General features: G+C 67.3%; 18 protein-coding genes. 7 read left to right on the top strand and 11 right to left on the bottom strand.

Annotated features, from left to right (window positions below; translation table 11 throughout):
• Positions 1-76 precede the first annotated feature (76 nt).
• From rpoZ to folK, 3 genes are all read right to left on the bottom strand, one after another.
• A complete protein-coding gene (gene rpoZ / locus CHRYSEO8AT_RS14725) occupies positions 77-436 on the bottom strand; it encodes a DNA-directed RNA polymerase subunit omega (RefSeq protein ID WP_159851259.1) in 360 nt (119 codons plus the stop codon).
• 84 nt (positions 437-520) lie between these two features.
• Positions 521-958, bottom strand: a complete 438-nt coding sequence (locus CHRYSEO8AT_RS14720) for a cupin domain-containing protein (RefSeq protein ID WP_236547560.1) — start codon at positions 956-958, stop codon at positions 521-523.
• A 47-nt stretch (positions 959-1,005) separates the two neighbouring features.
• Positions 1,006-1,587, bottom strand: a complete 582-nt coding sequence (folK, locus tag CHRYSEO8AT_RS14715) for a 2-amino-4-hydroxy-6-hydroxymethyldihydropteridine diphosphokinase (protein ID WP_159851257.1) — start codon at positions 1,585-1,587, stop codon at positions 1,006-1,008.
• Here folK and CHRYSEO8AT_RS14710 point away from each other — a divergent pair.
• Positions 1,586-2,122 carry an NYN domain-containing protein gene (locus tag CHRYSEO8AT_RS14710; RefSeq protein ID WP_159851255.1) on the top strand — a complete coding sequence of 179 codons (537 nt, stop codon included), beginning with the start codon at positions 1,586-1,588 and terminating at the stop codon, positions 2,120-2,122. The two genes, folK and CHRYSEO8AT_RS14710, sit on opposite strands and share 2 nt — an antisense overlap.
• The gene (locus CHRYSEO8AT_RS14705) at positions 2,119-2,757 is read left to right on the top strand and encodes a uracil-DNA glycosylase (RefSeq protein WP_159851253.1); all 639 of its coding nucleotides are present in this window, start codon (positions 2,119-2,121) and stop codon (positions 2,755-2,757) included. Before CHRYSEO8AT_RS14710 ends, CHRYSEO8AT_RS14705 begins: the two co-directional genes overlap by 4 nt.
• 3 nt (positions 2,758-2,760) lie before the next feature.
• Here CHRYSEO8AT_RS14705 and smpB read toward each other — a convergent pair whose 3' ends face one another.
• A complete protein-coding gene (smpB, locus tag CHRYSEO8AT_RS14700) occupies positions 2,761-3,234 on the bottom strand; it encodes an SsrA-binding protein SmpB (protein WP_159851251.1) in 474 nt (157 codons plus the stop codon).
• Positions 3,234-4,118 (bottom strand): 4-hydroxy-tetrahydrodipicolinate synthase, encoded by an 885-nt coding sequence (dapA, locus tag CHRYSEO8AT_RS14695; RefSeq protein WP_159851249.1) that lies wholly within the window; start codon positions 4,116-4,118, stop codon positions 3,234-3,236. The genes smpB and dapA overlap by 1 nt, the downstream gene beginning before the upstream one ends.
• A 125-nt stretch (positions 4,119-4,243) precedes the next feature.
• Here dapA and CHRYSEO8AT_RS14690 point away from each other — a divergent pair, with 125 nt between their 5' ends.
• Positions 4,244-6,304, top strand: a complete 2,061-nt coding sequence (locus tag CHRYSEO8AT_RS14690) for a lytic transglycosylase domain-containing protein (RefSeq protein WP_236547558.1) — start codon at positions 4,244-4,246, stop codon at positions 6,302-6,304.
• Here the strand turns inward: CHRYSEO8AT_RS14690 and CHRYSEO8AT_RS14685 are convergent.
• The 4 genes from CHRYSEO8AT_RS14685 to CHRYSEO8AT_RS14670 are packed head-to-tail and all read right to left on the bottom strand — an operon-like array spanning position 6,298 to position 9,468.
• Positions 6,298-7,053, bottom strand: coding sequence for an ABC transporter ATP-binding protein (locus CHRYSEO8AT_RS14685; protein WP_201304452.1), 756 nt, complete (start codon positions 7,051-7,053; stop codon positions 6,298-6,300). The genes CHRYSEO8AT_RS14690 and CHRYSEO8AT_RS14685 overlap by 7 nt on opposite strands.
• The gene (locus CHRYSEO8AT_RS14680; RefSeq protein WP_236547556.1) at positions 7,050-8,027 is read right to left on the bottom strand and encodes an iron ABC transporter permease; all 978 of its coding nucleotides are present in this window, start codon (positions 8,025-8,027) and stop codon (positions 7,050-7,052) included. Before CHRYSEO8AT_RS14680 ends, CHRYSEO8AT_RS14685 begins: the two co-directional genes overlap by 4 nt.
• Before the next feature lie 8 nt (positions 8,028-8,035).
• Positions 8,036-8,842 carry an ABC transporter substrate-binding protein gene (locus tag CHRYSEO8AT_RS14675; protein ID WP_159851243.1) on the bottom strand — a complete coding sequence of 269 codons (807 nt, stop codon included), beginning with the start codon at positions 8,840-8,842 and terminating at the stop codon, positions 8,036-8,038.
• Positions 8,839-9,468, bottom strand: a complete 630-nt coding sequence (locus CHRYSEO8AT_RS14670; RefSeq protein ID WP_159851241.1) for a TetR/AcrR family transcriptional regulator — start codon at positions 9,466-9,468, stop codon at positions 8,839-8,841. The genes CHRYSEO8AT_RS14675 and CHRYSEO8AT_RS14670 overlap by 4 nt, the downstream gene beginning before the upstream one ends.
• A 116-nt stretch (positions 9,469-9,584) precedes the next feature.
• Between CHRYSEO8AT_RS14670 and CHRYSEO8AT_RS14665 the strand changes: the two genes are divergently transcribed.
• Genes CHRYSEO8AT_RS14665 through CHRYSEO8AT_RS14655 form a run of 3 tightly spaced genes read left to right on the top strand, consistent with a single transcriptional unit; the run spans position 9,585 to position 12,709 of the window.
• Positions 9,585-10,985 (top strand): glycosyltransferase, encoded by a 1,401-nt coding sequence (locus CHRYSEO8AT_RS14665; protein WP_236547555.1) that lies wholly within the window; start codon positions 9,585-9,587, stop codon positions 10,983-10,985.
• Positions 10,986-11,003: 18 nt separating this feature from the next.
• Entirely contained in the window at positions 11,004-11,915 is a 912-nt protein-coding gene (locus CHRYSEO8AT_RS14660) for a class I SAM-dependent methyltransferase (RefSeq protein ID WP_159851239.1), read from the top strand.
• Positions 11,912-12,709, top strand: coding sequence for an RNA methyltransferase (locus CHRYSEO8AT_RS14655; protein ID WP_159851237.1), 798 nt, complete (start codon positions 11,912-11,914; stop codon positions 12,707-12,709). The genes CHRYSEO8AT_RS14660 and CHRYSEO8AT_RS14655 overlap by 4 nt, the downstream gene beginning before the upstream one ends.
• Here the strand turns inward: CHRYSEO8AT_RS14655 and CHRYSEO8AT_RS14650 are convergent.
• Both CHRYSEO8AT_RS14650 and hrpB read right to left on the bottom strand, forming a co-directional pair.
• Positions 12,706-13,986, bottom strand: coding sequence for an MFS transporter (locus CHRYSEO8AT_RS14650; protein WP_159851235.1), 1,281 nt, complete (start codon positions 13,984-13,986; stop codon positions 12,706-12,708). The genes CHRYSEO8AT_RS14655 and CHRYSEO8AT_RS14650 overlap by 4 nt on opposite strands.
• A gap of 57 nt (positions 13,987-14,043) precedes the next feature.
• Entirely contained in the window at positions 14,044-16,470 is a 2,427-nt protein-coding gene (hrpB, locus tag CHRYSEO8AT_RS14645) for an ATP-dependent helicase HrpB (protein WP_159851233.1), read from the bottom strand.
• A 147-nt stretch (positions 16,471-16,617) separates the two neighbouring features.
• On the opposite strand from hrpB, the gene CHRYSEO8AT_RS14640 reads away from it, so the two are divergent.
• Positions 16,618-18,162, top strand: a complete 1,545-nt coding sequence (locus CHRYSEO8AT_RS14640; protein WP_159851231.1) for an amino acid permease — start codon at positions 16,618-16,620, stop codon at positions 18,160-18,162.
• The last annotated feature ends 75 nt before the right edge of the window (positions 18,163-18,237 follow it).

Here is an 18,237-nt window from a genome sequence, read left to right as displayed (position 1 = left end):
TTTGCAGCTTGGGGTGCCGGCGGAACCGTTTCGGTCCGCGCCGGCAGGATAGTGACGCCAGGGGCTCCCTCGGGCGTCAGTACCGCTCCTCCTGACCGCCGTCGCGGTCGCTTTGCAGGGCGCGGATCAGTTCCGCCTCGGCCATGTTCATATGTTGCGGCGCGGCCAGCAGGGCGACCGTTTCCGCTTCGTCCTCGGCTTCCGTACGCTCATCGACGCGCTGCAGCGTAGTGATGATGGTTTCGCGCAGTTCGTCCGGCACCACGGTGTCGTCGGCGATCTCACGCAGGGCCACGACGGGGTTCTTGTCGTTGTCGCGGTCGATCGTCAGGGCGGAGCCGTTGGCGATGCTGCGGGCGCGGTGGCCGGCAATCAGCACCAGACCAAAGCGGTTCGGAACCTTCTCGATGCAGTCTTCGACGGTGACGCGGGCCATGAAATTCCTCGAACGCGGGGGAGAACCGCGTCAAATACAGATGGGGACTGACTTTTGCAACGCCACAGGGGCGAAAGTGCGGCGTCAGTCGGTCCGACGCGCCAGAGGATAGGCGATGATCAGCACCAGATCGTCCTCACCCACCTGTTGGATGCCGACATTGCCGCCGTCATACAGATAGGCCGTATCGCCGGCCTTCATCCGGGTCGTGATGCCGTCCGTGGTCACGTCCCCCTCCCCGCTGACCACATGATAGACCTCGTCGTGGGCGATGACATGCAGGCCGATAGAAGATCCCGGATGCATCACACGCTTCCTGAACTGCATCGACCGGTTCGGCGCCACGCCCGAGATTCGGTACGCCGTGCTCATGCCCGTGCCGTTGTGCGGCGGCGGCTGGCGCACCATCGTGTCCGCCTCATGGATCACGAAGCCGACGCCGGCTGGCGGCGAGGCGGGCGCAGGATGCGATTCCTGCATCGCCCCGGCAGTGAGCAGGACGGTCAACGAAAGGATGAGCATGAAATGTCTCCCGGTGTCAGGACCGAGATCAGCTCACGAACGATCGCCTACTTCAAGGGATGGGCGTCGCGACCGACCGACGCGGTCTCCACCAGTTCGCCCGCCTGACTGCGCTGCGTCGGATGCAGCCAGAGCGGCGCGATCTCGACGATCGGCCCCATAACGAACCGGCGCTCGGACGCGCGGGGATGGGGAAGGATCAATCCGTCCAGATCGCCGCTCAGCCGTCCATAGGCGATCAGGTCCAGATCCAACGTGCGTGGCGCATTGCGAACCGAGCGTTCGCGACCGAAAGCGTCCTCGATCCGTCCCAGCGCAGCCATCAGTTCGTGCGGGTCATGGGCGGTGCGCACCATCACGACGCCATTCAAGAAGGGCGGGTCCTGTGGATCAGGCCACGCCAGGGACGACCACCACGACGACCGCGCTATGACATCGATCCCCTCGCATCGAAATCGCGCCAGCGCCGCCTCCAACGCTTCTCGGCACGAGGACCATACCCCCTTGTCATTGCAGCCCAGCGCCACGATGACTGCATCATTCAGGTCTAACCCGTCGTCGATTCCGACATCGACGCCGAGGGCGGCCGCGCAGTCCGATTTTTCATCTCTTTCGACGGCATCGATCATGTTTCATTCCACCGACCGGCTGGCGATCTTCATCGACGGATCAAATCTCTATTCCGCAGCGCGCGCCTTGCAGCACGACATGGACTTTCGGCGGATGCTGGACTGGTTCCGCGAGAAATCGATCCTGACACGGGCATATTACTATACGGCCGTGGTCGAGGGCGAAGAATTCTCGCCCGTGAAACCGCTCGTGGATTGGCTGGACTACAACGGCTTTTCGGTCGTGACCAAGCCGGTCAAGCGCTTCACCGACGGTCAGGGCCACAGCCGGATCAAAGGCAATATGGACATCGAGATAGCGGTGGACATGCTGGAGATGGCTCCACACCTGGACCATGCGGTGCTGTTCTCGGGCGACGGTGATTTTCGGCGGGCGGTTCAGGCCGTTCAGGCAAAGGGCGTGCGCGTCACCGTAGTTTCGACCCAGAAGACCCAACCGCCGCATATCGCCGACGAACTGCGTCGCCAAGCCGACGCCTTCATCGATCTGAACGACATGATGGCCGAGTTCGGCCGTCCCAAGGGCGACCAATGATGCTGACGCCCGAGCCGCCCCGCGACTGCCCGCTGTGCCCGCGCCTGGTCGCCTATCGCCAGGAGAACGCGCGACAGAACCCCGACTGGTGGAATGGTCCAGCCGCCTCGTTCGGCGATCCGAAGGCGCGGCTGCTGATCGCGGGCCTCGCGCCGGGCCGCACCGGCGCCAACCGCACCGGCCGCCCTTTCACCGGCGACCATGCCGGCTGGCTGCTATACGACACACTGAAGAAGACGGGCTTTGCGCACGGTCATTATGATCCGAACGGCGACGACGACCTGACGCTGACGGACTGTATGATCACCAACGCGGTTCGCTGTGCCCCGCCCGGCAACAAGCCGCTGCCGATCGAGGAAACCACCTGCCGGCCGTTTCTGATCGACCGGCTGGCTCTGCTGCCCAATCTGAAGGTGATCGTGACCCTGGGCGACGTGTCACGCCGCAATATCCTGAAGGCGTTCGGTCGTCCCGGTTCAGCGATGCCTGCCGGTCACGGCGCCCAGGGCGAGGCCGGCGGCTATGTCATCCTGAACAGCTATCACTGCTCGCGGCTGAACACGAACACAGGCCGCCTGACGCCCCAGATGTTCGAGGACATCTTCGACCGCGTCCGCACCCTGATCGACGCCTGAGGCTCAGCCCTTGTCCCGCATCAGGCGCGCCTTGTCCCGCTGCCAGTCGCGTTCGGCCGAGGCTTCGCGCTTGTCGTGCAGCTTCTTGCCCTTGGCCAGGGCGATCTCAAGCTTCGCCTTGCCTGCGTCGTTCAGGTAAAGTTTCAGCGGAATGATCGTCTGGCCGTCACGCTGCACAGCGCCGATCAGCCGGTCGATCTGCTTTCTGTGCAGCAGCAGTTTCCGTGGCCGGCGCGGTTCGTGGTTGAAGCGGTTGGCCTGTTTGTAGGGCGGGATATCGGCGTTGATCAGCACGATCTCGCGCCCTTCGACCGCCGCATAGCTTTCGGCGATATTGGCCCGCCCGTCGCGCAGCGCCTTGATCTCGGTGCCCAGCAACTGAATGCCCGCTTCAATATTCTCCTCAAGGAAATAGTCGAACCTTGCGCGGCGGTTCTCGGCGATGACCTTGGATTTGGACTGGGGTTGCGGCGCCATCAGCCGACGCCCGCGTCCGCCATGGCGCGGTCGATGATCGGCTTGACCGCATCCGACGTCGGCGACAGCGGCAGGCGCGCCTCCTCGCTGCATAGGCCTAGCCTGGCCAGGGCGTATTTGGTCGGCGCCGGCGAGTTGTCCAGGAACAGCGCCTTGCACAGGCCGATCAGCCGGTCCTGCCAGTCGCGAGCGGTGGCGTAGTCGCCCGCTGTCATCGCATTGTGCAGCGCGACCATGGCTTCCGGCGCGACATTGGACGCCACGGAGATCAGACCGACCCCGCCCGTGGCGTGATAGCCCAAATAGCTGGGATCATCGCCCGAGATCAGGTCGAACTGGCCGCCGATGTTGGTGCGCATCCAACTGACGCGGCTCATGTCGCCAGTGGCGTCCTTGATGCCGACGATGTTCGGATGAGCCGCCAACCGCGCCACCGTCTCATTAGACAGGTCGGCCCCAGTGCGCCCCGGCACATTGTAAAGCAGAATCGGCAGTTGGACCGCGTCGGCGATGGCCTCGAAATGCGCCGCCATGCCCGCCTGCGATGGGCGAATATAATAGGGGGTGACGATCAACGCCCCATCCGCACCCACCGTCTTGGCGTGCCGCGTCAGGTCGATAGCCTCTTTTGTATAGGGCGATCCCGTACCGGCGATTACCGCGATGCGCCCGGCCGTCAGCCGCACGCACAGTTCGATCACATGCTTTTGCTCATCCAAATCCATGCTGGCGCCCTCGCCCGTCGTGCCCATCGGCACGACGCCATGGACCCCTGCGGCGATCTGGCGCTCCAGCAATTTGGCGAATGCGGCTTCGTCCACGTTTCCGTCACGAAGTGGTGTGATCAGGGCGGTGATCACGCCCTTGAACAAGGGGGCGGTCATGAGACTAAACTTGGCCTGAGTGGGGAGGGACGATGGACGGATGTTCATCGCCTTTGCAATGAGCGCGGGACGTTAGGTCGCCAGCGGCTTCGCCGCAACCGGATTGAATGAGAACAGGACAGATCATGATAGCGACCAGTCTGGCGGCGGCCCTCGCCGTTCTTGCGCCCAACCCGCAGGACGTCCTGCCGACCCAGCCTGTTCCCTACGCCTCGGCGTCTTCGTCCGTGCCCGGCTATTCCGCCACATATCAGGGCCGGGTGCTGAACGATCAGGATACGGCGCTGTTTCGCCAAGGTCTGGCGGCGGCGCGCGCGCGCGACGTCTTCGGCGCCCAGTCCGCCATGTCCCAGATCAGGGACGCCTCGGCGCGCAAGCTGGTCGAATGGGCGCTGATCGACACCTCGGGCGAGCAGCTGTCCTATGCGGACCTGGCGCGCGGTCAGAGCGACCTGGCCAACTGGCCCCGCAGCGAATCACGTCGCGCCGCCGCCGAAAAGGTGCTGGACCGTTCCGGCATGGGCGCCGACGCGGCCCTGGCCCTGATGTCCGACGGCAAGCCCACGACGGTCGAAGGGGCCATCGCCTACGCCTCGGCGCTTGAGCAACGCGGCCGTCAGGACGAGGCCCGCGCTCTGGTTCGTGATTGGTGGCGCACCCGCTCGTTCGACGACGCACCCCAGTCGCGTATTCTCGGCCTCTGGAGTTCCTGGCTGACTCCGGCCGATCACGAGGCGCGGCTGAACATGCTGCTGCTCGGTCCGCACGGGCCGGCGACGCGCAGCATGGTCAATCTGGTCTCGCCTGATCGCGCCGCCATCGCCAATACGGTCATGACCCTGCGCTCGGCCTACAGCCCCGACGCCGTCATCGCCAATCTGACGCCTGCCCAGGCGGCCGATCCCGCCGTCGTGCTGGAACGCGTGCGCCTTCTGCGCTCGCAGAACCGCCAGTCCGAGGGGTTCGCCCTGCTGGCCAATCTGCCGCCCGCACCCGCCCATACGGCCGGCGACAACACCCTGTGGAGCGAGCGTCGCAACTACTTCCTCGACGCCCTGCAGCAAGGCAACTGGCGCGCCGCCTATGACGCCATGAACGGCCACGGCTTCACCTCGGGCGATCGGATGGTGGACGCCGAGTTCTTCGCCGGCTGGGTCGCCCTGACCAAGCTGAACCAGCCCGAGGTCGCCGCCCGCCACTTCGAGGCCCTGCGCACCGCCTCATCCACCCCGATCACGCAAGGCCGCGCCTTCTATTGGCTGGGCCGCGCCGCGGAGGCGCGCGGCGAGCGCGACGCCGCCCTCGCCTATTATCGCAACGGCGCCCAGCACTGGCAGACCTTCTATGGCCAGTTGGCGGCCGAGAAAGCGGGCATGACCACGCTGCAATTGCCGGGAGAACCCGTCCCGTCGCAGTCCGACATCGCTCGCTTCGAAGGCAACGAGATCGTTCGCGCGACACGTATTCTGGGCGAGACCGGCGAGACCAGCCTGCTGCGCGTCTTCGCCTATCAACTCGACAACGACCTGCCGACGATCAACGACCTGGCCCTGCTGATGGACCTGTCGCGGGGCTATGGCGAAGGCTTCACCGCCATGATGGTCGGTCGCGCCGCCAGCCAGCGCGGCTTCGTCATGCCCGAGCGCATGTATCCCATCCGCGTCCCACCCCAGGTCGCCGGCGCCGCGCCGCTGGAGTTCACCCAGGCCATCACCCGTCAGGAATCCAGCTTCGACCCGCGCGCCCGTTCCGGCGCCGACGCGCGTGGCATGATGCAGTTCCTGCCGGCCACCGCCTCTGGCGTCGCGCGCCGCCTGGGCATGGGCTATTCGGCCGATCAGCTGTGGGATCCCGACTACAATATGACCCTGGGCAGCTATCACCTGGGCGAGTTGATGGCGGCCAACAACGGCTCCATGCTGCTGGCGACGGTCGGCTACAACGCCGGCCCGGCGCGACCGAACCAGTGGATCGCACGCTGCGGCGACCCGCGCGGCGATGCGGTCAAGACCATTGACTTCATCGAATGCGCGCCCTTCACCGAGACGCGCAACTACATGATGCGGGTGATGGAGAACATGGCGGTCTACAAGGCGCGCTTGAACGGCGGCACCGCGCCGCTGACCCCTTCGGCCGACATCGCACGCGGCTCGGCGGCCGGCGCGCGGCCCTACGTCGCCTACTGAGCCCGGCGGGCCGCCAGCAGCGGCCCGTTCGGTCCCTCGATCCAGCCGCCATCCAGCCCAAACACCTCGCGCAGGACGGCGGGCGCCAATGCCTCCATAGGCATGGCGTCGCCGGCCACGCGGCCCTGGTCCAGCACCACGACGCGGTCCGCCACCGTGGCCGCCAAAGTCAGATCGTGCAGGCTGACCAGCACCCCCGCCCCGTCGTCGGCCCGCGCCCTCAGACGTTCCAGCACCAGCCGCTGAGCATCCGGGTCCAGCCCCGCAATCGGCTCGTCGGCCAGCAGCAGCGGCGCATCGACCACCAAGGCTCGCGCCAACAGCACACGCGCCCGCTCTCCCCCCGACATCTCCGCCACGCCACGATCCGCCAGATGACCGGCTCCGACCTCGTCCAGCGCCGCCTTGGCCCGGGCCAAGGCTTCCGCGCCCGACAGGAAGGGCGCGCCCAGGGCAGCCACCTCGACCGCCGGCAGGTTCCAGGCGATCCGCCGCTCTTGCGGCAGATAGGCCGCTCGTTCCGCCCGCTGACGATGGGACAGGTCTGCGATGGGCGCCCCGCCCAGCCTGACCTGACCGCCGGTGGTCTCCAGCAGGCCGACTGCGGCGCGAATGGCGCTGCTCTTGCCGGCCCCGTTCGGCCCGCAAAGGGCGACGACCTCGCCGGCCGCCACCGACAGATCGACTCCATCAAGCACCACAGCCTTGCCCAGCCGCGCCTGAACCTTATCCAGTGACAACAGGGTCACAGTCGCCACTCCCGCGCCGTTCGCCAGGCGATCAAGGCGAACAGCGGCGCTCCGATCAGGGCCGTGAACACGCCCAGCTTCAACTCCTGATCCGTCGGTGTCAGCCGCGCCAGCAGGTCTGCCACGATCAGCATCAGCCCGCCCGCCAGAGCCGACGGCGCCAATATCCGCTTGGCATCCCCCCTAACCGCGGCCCGCACCAGATGGGGCGCAGCCAGACCTACGAAGCCGATGACGCCCGCCACCGCGACCGCCGCCCCGGTAGCCAGCGCCGCCGCGATCAGAGCGACGGCCCTCAGCCGTCCCATGCTCAGGCCCGACGCCGCCGCCCCCTCGTCGCCCAGGGTCAGCATCCGCAAGCCCGATCCGGACAGACCAGCGAACACGCCTGCGACGATCACCGCAGGCGTCACCCAGGCCACATCGACCCAGCTTCGGTTCTGCACCGATCCCAAGAGCCACGACATCACCTCAGCCGAAGCGATCGGCGACGGCGACAGGTTGAAGATCAATGCCGTCGCCGCGCCTGCAAAGCTGGACAGCGCCACTCCGAACAGGATCAGCGCCTCGGGCGCCCGCATGGCCTTAGACGCCGCGATCAACAGCCCTCCCGCCAGCGCCGCCCCCGCCAGCGCCGACACCTCGACCAATCCCGGCACGGCCGCCGCGCCCAGCACGATGGCCAGAGCCGCGCCCAGGGCCGCCGTCGCCGACACCCCCAGCACACCCGGATCAGCCAGCGGATTGCGCAGCAGACCCTGCATCACTGCGCCCGCAAGGCCCAAGGCGGCGCCGACGACCAAGGCGCAGACTGCGCGTGGCGCGCGCACCTGCCATAGCACTTCGGCCGGTCCCGACGTCGGATCGCCGAACGCAGCGGCATATTGCGCCCCGCTGAACGCCGTCTCACCTGCCAGGATCGCCAGCGCCAGGGCCGCCACGACAAGCACGCCTAGGACCAGGCACAGTCGCATCGTCCCCGTCACGACCGCCCCTCAGCCATCATCGCCACCGCGTCTGCCGCGAACCAGGCCGGACAGGTCAGGCTCGCCGCCGGCAACCGCGCCGCCGTCCGCCCCTCAGCCGCATGGCGAACGACGGGATGACGTGCGGGACCGCGCAGATCGGCTCTCAACTGATCGAAAAAGCCCAGGATGAACCGCGCCGGCGGGTTCAGGGCGATCTGCTCCACGCTGACGGCGCCGAAACCGGGCGCCGTGGTCAGATTGCGAAATCCCGCCGCGCGCATCATCGCATCCATCAGCGTGCCCGGCCCGGAGGTGAAGCCCCCCGAGGTCAGATAGACCGCACCCGGCGCCTTCGTCGCCTGGCCATCCGGCGCCGCCCGCGCCAGCTTGGCGTCCATTTGCTGCTCCAGCCGGAGTCCCCGCTCGACCTCGCCCAGATCGCGCGCCGCCGTGCGGATGTTCTGGCGAACGCCCTCCAGCTCGACGGCGTCATTGATCGTGATCACCTTGACCCCGCGCTGTTCCAGCGCCGTCAGCAGTCGGGGTTCGCCGCCCCAGTAGCGCACCACCACATCCGGCCTGAAACCCAACGCCGCCTCCAGCGTGGGCCGCAACCGCCTGTGTCCTGACGCCTCAAGCCGCAGCCAGGCGTCGGGATCGTCGGCGCGCGGCGACAACGCCAGTTCCGCGTCGGGCGCAAGCGCCAGCACATATTGATCCGCACACTGATCGAGCGCCATGACCCGCAACGGCTTGGCCTGGACCGCGCCTGCGCCGGCGATCAAAACCAGGCCCGCCAGCGCACCAAGACTGCGCCTCATGTTCGGGGCAGGCCCGCGAAGAGAGCGTCCAGCATCGTATCCACAAGAGTCTGACGATCCGCCCACGGAAAATACGGCTTGGTGATCATCAACGACACCACCCCGTGCGCCGTCGCCCATATGGCCTGGGCCAGGACGCTGGGATCGCCCTTCAGATCGCCGGCCGCCACCGCATCGGCCACAGTCGCTTCCAGCGTCGTGAACAGGCCCGCGCCGAGTTCGCGCGCCATGTCCTGGGCGCCCTCGCGCGCCTCGACCGGCCGCGTCAGATAGATCAGGCGATAGGCGTTGGGATGAGCGAATCCGAACGCGACATAGCCGTCGATCATCCGCCGCAACCGGCGTATCGGTGGCGCGTCCTCGTCCGCCACCGCAGCATTCGACGCGATCAGTCGCGAAAAGGCGTCGCGGCAGATCTCCTGCAGGATCGCGCCCTTGTCGGGGAAATGCATGTAGAGCGCGGTGGACGACAAGCCGACCTCGTCCGCGATCTTGCGAATCGTCGCGCCCTCATAGCCGTGCTCGACGAAGATCCGCTCGGCCGCCGTCAAGATTTCACCGCGTCGCGAATGGCCTTCGCCTTTGGGCTTTCGGGTCGTGCGCGAAGAGTTCGAAACGTCAGACAAGCGGCTGCTCCGGGTAAGGCGCCCTGAATAGCGACAATCCGTCCCAGACGCCAACCAGCTTGCCGAACGCGGTTGTTTCAAATAGCGATTAACGGTTGTGGAGATGCGGGGGCGGTATGGAGGTCTGGACACATCCGGGGATCACGCCCCGCAGGAATGGCGCCGCGCGCCGCATGCCCAGTGGTTTCCAGATCACGGCGATGATCCTGCTGGCCCTGGGCTCTGCCGCCGCTCTGGTCCGCTGGCCTCAGGCCGCCTTCCTGACGCTGCTTGTTCTGTTCCAGGCAGCATTCGTCGTCTCGGCGATCTGGAAGACCATCATCGCCATCGCCAGCCTGCGCCGCCCCAAGCCCTGCGCCCGTCCCATCGTATGGCCGCGCTACACCATACTGGCGGCGCTCCATGACGAGGCGGCGGTAACGCCGCAACTGATCGCCAACCTGGCCCGTATCGATTATCCGCCCGATCGGCTTGAAGCTTTCATCGTCCTCGAAACCCACGACCACGCCACCCTCGCCGCCGCCCAGGCTACGCCGCGCCCTGCCTGGATCAAGATCGTGGTGGTCCCACCCGGATCGCCCCTGACCAAGCCGCGCGCGCTGAACCACGCCCTGAGACAGGCGACCGGCGATCTGGTCACCATCTACGATGCGGAAGACCGACCCCATCCGCAACAACTGCGTCAGGCGGCGGCGCGCTTCGTCGCTCAACCTCGGCTGGGATGCCTCCAGGCGCCGCTGCGCATCCGCCCCTCGGGTCGCGCTGGCTCCGCCTTCCTGGATCGTCAGTTCGCCTTCGAATACGCCGCCCTGTTCGAGGTGACCCTGCCCGGCATGGCGCGGCTGGGCCTGCCCTTCCCGCTGGGCGGCACCAGCAATCATATCCGCATGACCGCCCTTCGCGCCGCGGGCGGATGGGACGCCCACAATGTGACCGAGGACGCCGACCTGGGCTTTCGGCTGTGGTCCCTCGGCTGGAAGCTGGACGTCATAGACTGCCCGACCTGGGAGACCCCGCCTGGCGCCCTGGACCGGTGGCTGCCTCAGCGCACACGGTGGCTGAAGGGTTATATGCAGACCTGGGGCGTGCACACCCGGCGCCCGCTCGGCCTGGGACGACGCGGCCTGCTGTCCCTTGTCATGACGCTGGGCGCGGGCATACTTTCGGCCGCGGCTCATGCCCCCACCCTGGCCTGGCTGGCTTCAGCGCTGGTGGTCGGGCTTCACGCAGGGATCGCGCCTGCGACGCCTGCGGGTTCCTTGGGCGTGCTGGCCCTTGGCGTCATCGCCGCCTGGATGGGCTGCGCCGTCGGCGCCAAGCGCGCAGGACTCGACTATCGGCTGAGCGACATGCTGGCCGCGCCCGCCTACTGGTCCCTGCTCAGCCTCGCCTTCGTTCATGCCGCCTGGCGGCTGGCCGTCGAGCCTCACGTCTGGGACAAGACCCCGCACGATGGCGAAGTCCACGCGTCGGAATTGACCGTCGTGTCGCAGGAGTCTGGACGCGAGGCCGCCTGAGCGCCTATCAGCCCGACGATGGCGACCGTCCTTTCAAAAACTCCCGAAACGCTCGTGACCTCCGGCTGGTTCGACTACGCCCTGCTGGACTCCGGCGACGGCAAGAAGCTGGAGCGCTACGGGCGCTACACCGTGGTCCGGCCTGAGCCGCAATGTTTCTGGTCGCCGCGCGACCCGGCGGCCTTCGAAAACGCCACGGCGACTTTCGACCCCCAGCAGGAAGAGGAAGATTCCGGCCGCTGGAAGTTCGACCGCCACGGCCCCATCGACGCATTTCCCCTGAAATGGCGCGACGTGAAGTTCACCGGCCGCTTCACCCCTTTCCGCCACCTGGCCTTCTTCCCTGAACAGGCCGCCAACTGGGAATGGCTGGACAACCGGGTACGTGACTTCTCGCAGACCGTCGGGCGCGCACCAAAGATCCTGAACCTGTTCGGTTACACCGGCGTCGCCAGCTTGGCCGCCGCCGCAGCCGGCGCCGAGGTCACCCACGTCGACGCCTCCAAGAAATCGGTCGCCTACGCCCGCGAGAACGCCGAACAGTCCGGCCTGGCCCAGCACCCGATCCGCTGGATCGTGGAGGACGCCCGCAAATACGTCGCCCGCGAGGTCCGGCGCGGCTCGAAATACGACGGCATCATTCTGGACCCGCCCAAATACGGACGCGGCCCGACCGGCGAGGTCTGGCGCCTGTTCGAGGACATGCCGGCCCTGTTAAAGGATTGCGCCGCCCTTCTGGCCGACGACGCCGACTTCCTGCTGCTGAACGCCTATGCGGCGCGCGTGTCGGGCCTGTCCCTGGCGCACCTGATGGTCGAGGCGATGCACGATCGCGGCGGGCGCATCGACTGGGGCGAACTGGCCCTGTCCGAAGACGGCCCGGACGCCCGCGCCATCGGCCTGTCCTTCTTCGCGCGGTGGAGCAAATGACCGAACGCGTCATCACCTCCCTGACGAATGACACCGTCAAGGGCGTCCGCGCCTTGCACATGCGTAAGGAACGCGACCTGACCGGGACCTTCCTGGCCGAGGGTCTGAAGTTCATCGGCGAAGCGTTGGACCAGGGCCGCGCGCCCCGGATGCTGCTGGTCGGTGAGGACGCCCGCCCTCACCCTTTGCTGGACCGCGCCAAGGCCGAGACGATCAAGGCCGGCGGCGACATCGTCGTCGTCACCCACGCCATCCTGGAAAAGATCAGCCGCCGCGACAATCCGCAGACCGTGCTGGGCGTGTTCGAACAGGCCTATGCCCCCCTGGACGGCCTGAACCCCGCGTCGGCCCCCTGCTGGGTCGCGCTGGAGCAGGTTCGCGATCCGGGAAACCTCGGCACCATCATCCGCACGGCGGATGCGGCCGGTTGCGGCGGCGTCATCCTGATCGGCGACTGCGTCGATCCCTATTCGGTCGAGGCCGTGCGCGCGACCATGGGATCGGTCTTCGCCGTCTCGATCACCAAGACCACGCCCGAGGCCTTCCTGGCCTGGCGTCAGACCTGGCCCGGCAGCGTCGTCGGCACCCGCCTGGACGCCAAGGTCAGCCATCGCTCGGCGGTGATGAAACAGCCGTCGTTGATTCTGATGGGCAACGAACAGGCCGGCTTGACCGATGATCTGGCCGCCGCATGCGACGTCAACGTCAAGATCCCTATGCGCGGCCGGGCCGACAGCCTGAACCTGGCCATCGCCACGGGCATCATGGTCTATGCCGCGACCGACGAGGCCTAACGTTTCTCTTCCGGCGCCACGCGGCCCATGCCCCACAGGGCGACGATGGTGACCAGGGCCGAAATCACCAGATAGCCGCCGACGGCCCCCGGCCCGAATCGTTCGGCCAGCTTCAGGGCGATATAGGGCGCCAGCGACGCCCCCAGAATGCCCGCCAGATTGAACGCCATCGACGCGCCGGTATAGCGGACCGCTGTCGGGAATGGCCGCGCCATGGCCGCCCCGATTGGACCATAGGTGCAGCCCATCAAGGCGAACCCCACCGCAAAGAAGACCAGCAGCCCGGTCAGACCGGCCCCGAACAGCGGTGCGAACAGGAAGCCGAACAAGCCGATCCCCACAGAGGACCAGATCAGCACGCGCACCTGCCCGTATCGATCCGCCAGCAGCGCCGTCACCGGAATGCAGGCGGCGAAGAACAGCACGCCGATCAGCTGGATCGGCAGGACATCGGCCCGCGCCAGCCCCATCCCCGTCGTCGCCCACCCCAGGGCGAAGACCGTCATCAGATAGAACAGGGTGAAGGTCGTCACCCCGCTGAACGTGCCCAGCACCAGCGCCGCCTTGTGGTGGGCGAACAGGGTCACGGCCGGCGCCTTGACCCGCTCGTCGCGATCCACGGCCTTCTGGAACTCGGGCGTCTCGGTGATCTTCAGCCGCACCCACAGTCCGACGAAAACCAAGATGGCGCTGGCCAGGAACGGAATGCGCCAGCCCCATGCCTCGAACGCGCTCTCGCTCATCGTTGAGGTCAGGAGGATGAAGGAGGTCGTCGACAGGATGAAGCCGATGGGCGCGCCCAGCTGCGGGAACATGCCGAACCAGGCCTTCTTACCCGGTGGCGCATTCTCGGTCGCAAGCAGCACCGCCCCGCCCCATTCGCCGCCCAGACCCAACCCCTGGCCGAACCGGCACAGGGCCAGCAGCATCGGAGCCAGCAGGCCGACCTGCTGGTGCGTCGGCAGCAGGCCGATGGCCACTGTCGACAGCCCCATGGTCATCAGGGCTGCGACCAACGTCGCCTTGCGCCCCACCCGGTCGCCGAAATGCCCAAACGCCAGCGCCCCGATGGGTCGCGCGAAGAAGGCGATGGAGAAGGTGGCGAATGACGACAACAGCGCCGTGCCCGGATCCTCGCCAGGGAAGAACAAGGTCGGAAAAACCAGCACGGCGGCCGTGGCGTAGATGTAGAAGTCGAAGAACTCGATCGTCGTGCCGATCAAGCTGGCGAACAGCACGCGACCGGTGGAGTTCTTCGGCAGGACGGCGTCGGACATCATGGGCTCCCAGTTGCCCTCAGCGATGCCCGTTTCCCTGCCGTGGCGTCAAGGCGATCAGGTTCCGCGCGGCTTCACCCGGTTCGTCGGTTGCGCCTCGGCCGGGTTCTCCGGCCAGGGGTGGCGGGGATACCGCCCGCGCATCTCGGCGCGAACCGCCGCCCACGACCCGGCCCAGAAACGCGGCAAGTCCTTCGTCACCTGCACCGGCCGCCGCGCGGGCGACAACAGGGCCAGGATCAACGGCACGCCACCGACGGTCGGATGCGTTTTCACGCCAAACAGCTCCTGCACGCGAATGTCCACCCGCGGCCCGCCCTCGGCGCCGTAATCGATGGCCGCCGACCCCAGCGGCGTCACCAACCGCGTGGGCGCCAGATCGTCCAGCCGTCGCTGCAGATCCCAGGGGATCAACGTGCGCAGGGCCTCGGCCAGACGGCCGTCAGCTATCCCCTCCAGCGACTTCGCCCCTTCCAGCAAGGGCCACAGCCAGTCCTCACGCGCCGCCAGCAGCGCGTCGTCCGACACGTCTGGCCAAGCCGGGTCGCGGTCGTGCAGGAACGCCAGACGCGCGCGCAGGCCAGACGCCTGCTCGCCCCATTTCAGCGCGCCAAGCCCGTCGGCCTCGACCTCGGCCCTCAACGCGGCGGTCAAGGTCTTCGCATCCGGCGCGCCGACGATCTTTTCATCCAGCACGATGGCCCCGATGCGCCGCGACCGGCGGATCACCGACCGCCCCGACGGCTCGCGCACCAGCTGGTCTTCGACAGAGATCAGCCGCGCTAGGTCGGTCTCGATCCGATCTGCATCCAGCGCCGCCGCCAGTCGCACCCGGTCGCGCGCGTCGCCCCCGCCCAGTTCCCCCACCGCCAGCCATGGTTCCCGCGCTAGGTGATCGGTCGCCTCCAGCATCGCCCCGCGCCCGCTGGCCAGCAACAGTTCGCCCGCCTTGCCCCGCGCCTTGGCGATCCGTTCGGGAAAGGCCTCGGCCAGCAGCAGCCCCGGATCGACCGTCAGACCCGACCCGCCACCCGCCGCGCGCGCCCAGCGATCCGCCAACTTCATCGCGTCGCGCGCCCTGGGCGACCGATCCCGATCCAGCCCTATCAGCCGATCCACCAGATCGACCCCCGATCCGCCCAAGCCCGGCTCGCTCAGCACCGCCGCGATCCGCGCGCCCATCATCGCATCGCCCCCGTCCGACGCCACGGCCACCAAATGGGCCAGCCTCGGCGACAGCGGGATTCGCGCCAGCCGCAGTCCATGTTTCGACAGCCCCCCGTCCGCATCCAGCGCCCCCAGTCGGGTCAGTACCTTGCGCGCCTCGGCCATGGCCCCGGCCGGCGGCGGGTCCAGCAGGGCCAGCCCCTCAACCGACCGCGCGCCCCATCGCGCCAGGTCCAGCGCCAGGCCGGTCAGGTCCGCCTCCTGGATTTCCGGCCGCTGATGCGGGACCAGACCGCGCGTCTGTTCCTCGTCCCACAGGCGATAGCAGACGCCCGGCTCGGTGCGCCCGGCCCGGCCGCGTCGTTGGTCGGCCGAGGACCGACTGACCTTGACCGTCGCCAGCCGGGTCAGGCCGCTGGACGGCTCGAAACGCGGAACCCGCGACAGGCCGCTGTCGATCACCACCCGCACGCCTTCGATGGTCAGACTGGTCTCCGCGACCGACGTCGCCAGCACCAGCTTGCGCCGTCCCGGCGGCGCCGGTTCGATGGCCCGGTCCTGCTCGGCCCGATCCAGACCGCCATACAGGGGCACGACATCGACGTTGGGCAGTCGCAGCCGGTTGCTTACCAGCCGCGCGACCCGGTGGATCTCGCCCTGCCCCGGCAGGAAGACCAGCACCGACCCCGTCTGCTCTCCCAACGCCGTCAGACAAGCCCGCGCCACGGCCTCCTCGAACCGTTCGGACGAATTGCGGCCCAGATACCGGGTCTCGACCGGCCAGGCCCGCCCCTCCGCCTCGATGACCGGCGCACCGTCCAGCAGCCGCGACACCCCCACGACGTCCAGCGTCGCTGACATCACGAGCAGCCGCAGGTCCTCGCGCAGCAGGCCTTGCGTCTCGCGCGCCAGCGCCAGCCCCAGGTCTGCGTCCAGGCTGCGTTCGTGAAACTCGTCGAACAGGACCGCGCCCACGCCCTCCAGACCCGGATCGTCCAGAATCATGCGCGTGAACACCCCCTCGGTGATCACCTCGATCCGCGTCTTCGGCCCGATGCGACTCTGCAATCGGGTGCGATACCCCACGATCCCGCCCGCCTGTTCGCCCAGCGTCCTGGCCATCCGGTCGGCCGCCGCCCGTGCGGCCAGGCGTCGCGGCTCCAGCACCAGCACCTTGCCCTCCAGCCACGGCTGGTCGAGCAGAGCCAGGGGCACGACCGTCGTCTTTCCGGCCCCCGGAGGCGCGGCCAGCACCGCCGTATTGCCGCTCGCAAGGGCGGCTTTCAGTGGTTCCAGGACGGCGTGGATGGGCAGCATTCCTGGCCTCTAGCCTGCTGCGGGGCGATCACGAAAGCGTCGTCACGCCTTAACCACCCCGTCATGCGCGTTGCGCGCCACGTCATCCGCCGCTAGCGTCCGCCCAAAGCAGCCGAGGGGCTGCCACTAACGTGGGGAAATTCTTTTATGTGGCGCGTCAAATCGTTGGATGCGATTCTCGCATCTGCGGAGAAAAAATCGCTAACCCGATCCCTTGGCCCCATTCAGCTGACCTTGCTGGGTGTGGGCGCAATCATCGGCACCGGGATCTTCGTCCTCACGTCGGAAGCGGCTCAAAAGGCCGGCCCCGGCATGATGTGGAGCTTCGTCATCGCCGCTGCGGTCTGCGCCGTGGCGGCGCTTTGCTATTCAGAGATCGCTTCGATGGTGCCGGTTTCCGGCTCCGCATACACCTACACCTATGCCGTGATGGGCGAACTTCTGGCCTGGATGGTGGGCTGGGCGCTCATCCTTGAATATGCGGTCGCAGCTTCGGCGGTTTCGGTCGGGTGGTCCGGCTATTTCATCGGGTTGCTACAGAGTTGGGGCGTGACCTTGCCCCAGGCCATCGCCGTCGGCCCCTATGCCGGCGGCATCGTGAACCTGCCCGCTCTGCTGATCGCCCTGCTGATCACCGGCCTGCTGATGCTCGGCACAAGCGAGAGCGCGCGCGTCAACGCCGTGCTGGTGGCCATCAAGGTCACGGCCTTGACCGTCTTCATCGTTCTGACCCTGCCCGTCATCAAGGGCGCCAACTTCACGCCATTCACGCCGAACGGCTGGTTCGGCGATGGGCATGGCGCGGGCCTTGGGGTCGTCGGCGCCGCCGCCTCGATCTTCTTCGCCTACGTCGGCTTCGACGCCGTCTCGACGGCGGCCGAGGAAACCAAGAACCCGCAACGCAACGTACCTATCGGCTTGATCGCCTCACTGGGCATCTGCACCGTCTTCTATCTGTTGGTCGCGGCCGGTGCGATCGGCGCAGTCGGCGCTCAACCCTTGGTCGGACCTGGCGGCGAAATTCTGCATGCCGGTTCGTCCGCCCTCGCCGCGCAATGCTCCACCTTCTCATCGTTGCAGGAGCCTTTGGTTTGCTCGCGAGAAGCCCTGGCTCACGTCCTGCGGGTCGTCGGTCATGAGCGGGTTGGCGATCTGATCGGCATTGCCGCCTTCCTGGCCTTGCCTTCGGTCATCCTGATCATGCTGTTCGGTCAGACCCGCATCTTCTTCGTGATGGCGCGCGACGGCCTGCTGCCCAACTTCCTGGCTTCGATCCACCCCAAGTGGAAGACGCCGCACATCGTCACCATGATCACCGGCGTCGCCGTGGCCATCTTCGCTGCCTTCCTGCCCGTGGGTAAGTTGGCGGACATCTCCAACTCTGGCACGCTGTTCGCCTTCTTCATGGTGGCGATCGCTGTCATGATCCTTCGCGTGACGCAGCCGGAACGTCACCGCCCGTTCAGGACACCGCTGATCTGGATCGTTGCGCCTCTGGCCGTGCTGGGCACCTTGGGCCTGTTCTTCAACCTACCGACGGAATCGCAGCTTGTTCTGCCTATTTGGGGCGCTGTGGGTCTGGTGGTCTATTTCGCCTACGGCTATCGCAAGAGCCACGTGGGTCGCGGATTAGTCGAAGTCCACGAGACGGACAGCGACGCACCGCCGCCGCCTGTCCCTCCGATCAGCTAGGATAAGCCGACGGCCTCAAGTAGCCCGAAGGGCGGGAGGCCAAAAAAAAGAAAGGCCCCGGAGCGATCCGGGGCC

The sequence above is a fragment of the Brevundimonas sp. G8 genome, from assembly GCF_902506205.1.
Classification (GTDB): Bacteria; Pseudomonadota; Alphaproteobacteria; order Caulobacterales; family Caulobacteraceae; genus Brevundimonas.
The sequence above is the reverse complement of the archived record's forward strand: the minus strand, read 5'-3'. Positions and strand labels throughout refer to the sequence as shown.